Source organism: Streptomyces sp. NPDC089915 (assembly GCF_040684675.1).
GTDB lineage: Bacteria > Actinomycetota > Actinomycetes > Streptomycetales > Streptomycetaceae > Streptomyces.
This window is the reverse complement of sequence record NZ_JBFBGN010000308.1, coordinates 1-2,312: the sequence shown is the minus strand read 5'-3', so window position 1 is coordinate 2,312 and position 2,312 is coordinate 1. Positions and strand designations below refer to the sequence as shown.

Below are 2,312 nucleotides of genomic sequence, written 5' to 3'. Positions count from 1 at the left end.
GAAGGCCATCGCGAAGCGACGCGACGAAGGAGCGCCCTTGACAGGCCGGCCCGACGCGGAAGGACGATGAGACTGGCGGGAAACCCCCAACCCTCTCTGAGAACCCTCTGCTTGGGCCCCGTCCTTCCCCGGTCCCGGCCGGCTGTCCCGCCCCCGCCCAGCGGGGTGCCGCCCCCCACCGCCCCGCACCCGGGGAGGCGGGTGGGCAGCCACCGGCCCGCCCCCACCCCTCGCGGGGGCGATGGCGGGCCCGGGCCCCGCATCGGCGTGCCTAGCGGCCCACCACCGGGTAGTGGTCCGAGAGGTTGGAGTACGTGTACGACTTGCCCCAGCTGGAGACCGTCCAGGGGGCCGACTGCTCCTTGACGACGTTGTTCTCCCAGCCCGCCGGGCGGGCGTTGCCCTTGCGGTAGAGGACGTAGTCCAGGTCCTCGCGGGGGTCCGTCGGGTAGCGGTAGTTGGCGATCGAGTTGAGCGCCGTGTCGAAGGAGTACGGGTGGCCCGTGCGCGCGTCGGCCGGGGCCAGGTCGAGGTCGCCGATCATCGAGTTGTACTCGGGGCTGTGGGAGTCGACGTTCATGTCGCCCGCCACGATGACCTGTTCGCCCGCCGGGATGTTCTTCGCGTCCAGGAAGGCGTCTATCGCCTTGAACTGGCGGCTGCGCATCTGGGCCGCCTCGCCGGCGCCGCAGCCGGGGTCGGTGGACTGGGCGTGGGTGCCGACCACGTGCACCTTGGTGCCGTTGACGTCCAGCACCACGTACGCGAAGCCCTTGTTGGACCACCAGTCGGCGCCGCACGCGTCCTTGTAGACCACCTGCTCCTTGCGCACGATCGGCCACTTGCTGAGGACCATGACGCCGCCGTCCTCCGGGGTGGTGGAGGAGTAGGAGCCGCCCGTCGCGTCCCAGCCGCTCTTGCTGCGGCCCACGACCGGGGTCTGGTACGGGTACTGGGCGGCGGCGTTGGCCTTCAGGGCGTCCGACGCGCCGTTGTCGAAGGTCTCCTGGAGGACCACCACGTCGTGGCCCTGGAAGAAGGAGGCCTTGGGGATCTCGGCGGCGCGGTGGTCCTGGCCCCAGTTCGGGTACAGGTTCGTGCTCATCAGGAAGGTGTTGTACGTCAGCACGCTCAGCCGGGGCGCGGCGCCGTTCTCGGCGGCCGTGGCGGCGGGGGCGGAGGCGAGGGCGAGGGCTGCTGCGGCTGCGGTCGCGGCGACGGCCGTGGCGGCGGCACGGCTGCGGTGCGAGATCTGCGGCATGGAGGTCTCCATCAGTCCTGTGGGATCCCCGGGAATCCTGCGGGCAGGGGGGGCGGGGGGAAGATCGACGCCGTCATCCAAGCAGCCACGGTTACTTCGGGGTAACACCCTTGACAAGACTTTCTGTCCGGGGCGCGACTTCTCGCGCTCGCATAATGGATCCCATGAACCACACGGGTCACATAGCCCCCGAAAGCCCCACCAGCCGCCTCGATCCGGAGCCCCCGCCGCCGGGCGGAGTGCTGTGGAGCACCGCCGGGGACATCCGCTCCCTGCTGACCCTGCCCGCCGCCTTCACGATGCAGGTCGCCCACCCGGCCGTAGGCGCCGGAGTGGACCGGTACTCGGTCTTCCGCACCGACCCCTGGGGGCGCGGCGAGCGCTCCCTGCGCTCCGTGATGCTCTGGGTGTACGGCGGGGACGAGGCCGCCGCCGAGGGCCGCCGGGTGCGCCGCCTGCACAAGGAGATCCGGGGCACCGACACCCGGGGCCGGCGCTACCACTCGCTGGACCCGGCCTGCTACGCCTGGGTGCACGCCACGGGCTTCCCCGTCGCCCAGTACGCCGGGCGCTACCTGTTCCGCCGCACCACCCCCGAGCAGGACCGGCAGATGTACCGGGAGTGGCTCCAGGTGGGCCGGATCCTCGGGCTGCGCGACCGGGACATGCCGCAGACCGTCGAGGAGTTCTGGCCGTACTACCACCGGATGCTGGCCGAGGAGATCGAGCCGACCAAGGTCGCCCGGGAACTGGTCGCCGTCGACGCCGACCTGCCGCGTCCCGAGCCCGCCTCGCCGGTCCTGCGGCTGCTGCTGAGGCTCACCTGGCCGCTCCTGCGCACCGGCTACCTGCGCTTCCGCGCCTTCGTCACCGTCGGCTACATGCCGCCCGACGCCCGGGCCGCCATCGGCCTGGAGTGGACCCCGGCCCAGGAGCGCCGGCTCCGGCGGTTCAGCACCGCCGTACGGGTCCTCGTACCGCTCCTGCCCGAACGGCTGCGCTACCTCCCGCGGGCCCGCGCCGCCCGGGCGCGGTGGCGCGCCGGGACCCG

General features: G+C 72.4%; 2 protein-coding genes. One reads left to right on the top strand and one right to left on the bottom strand.

What is annotated here, in order from left to right:
• Window positions 1-271: 271 nt before the first annotated feature.
• On the bottom strand, window positions 272-1,261 hold the full coding sequence (gene sph / locus AB0O29_RS35195; protein ID WP_365160318.1) for a sphingomyelin phosphodiesterase: 990 nt from the start codon (window positions 1,259-1,261) through the stop codon (window positions 272-274).
• A 164-nt stretch (window positions 1,262-1,425) separates the two neighbouring features.
• Between sph and AB0O29_RS35190 the strand changes: the two genes are divergently transcribed.
• Window positions 1,426-2,312 (top strand): oxygenase MpaB family protein (locus tag AB0O29_RS35190; RefSeq protein WP_365160315.1); only part of this gene is annotated, 887 nt, incomplete at its 3' end.

What these genes read in the sequence shown, in the direction of transcription:
- sph (WP_365160318.1), bottom strand. Translation starts at nt 1,261, where the DNA reads ATGCCGCAGATCTCGCACCGCAGCCGTGCCGCCGCCACGGCCGTCGCC.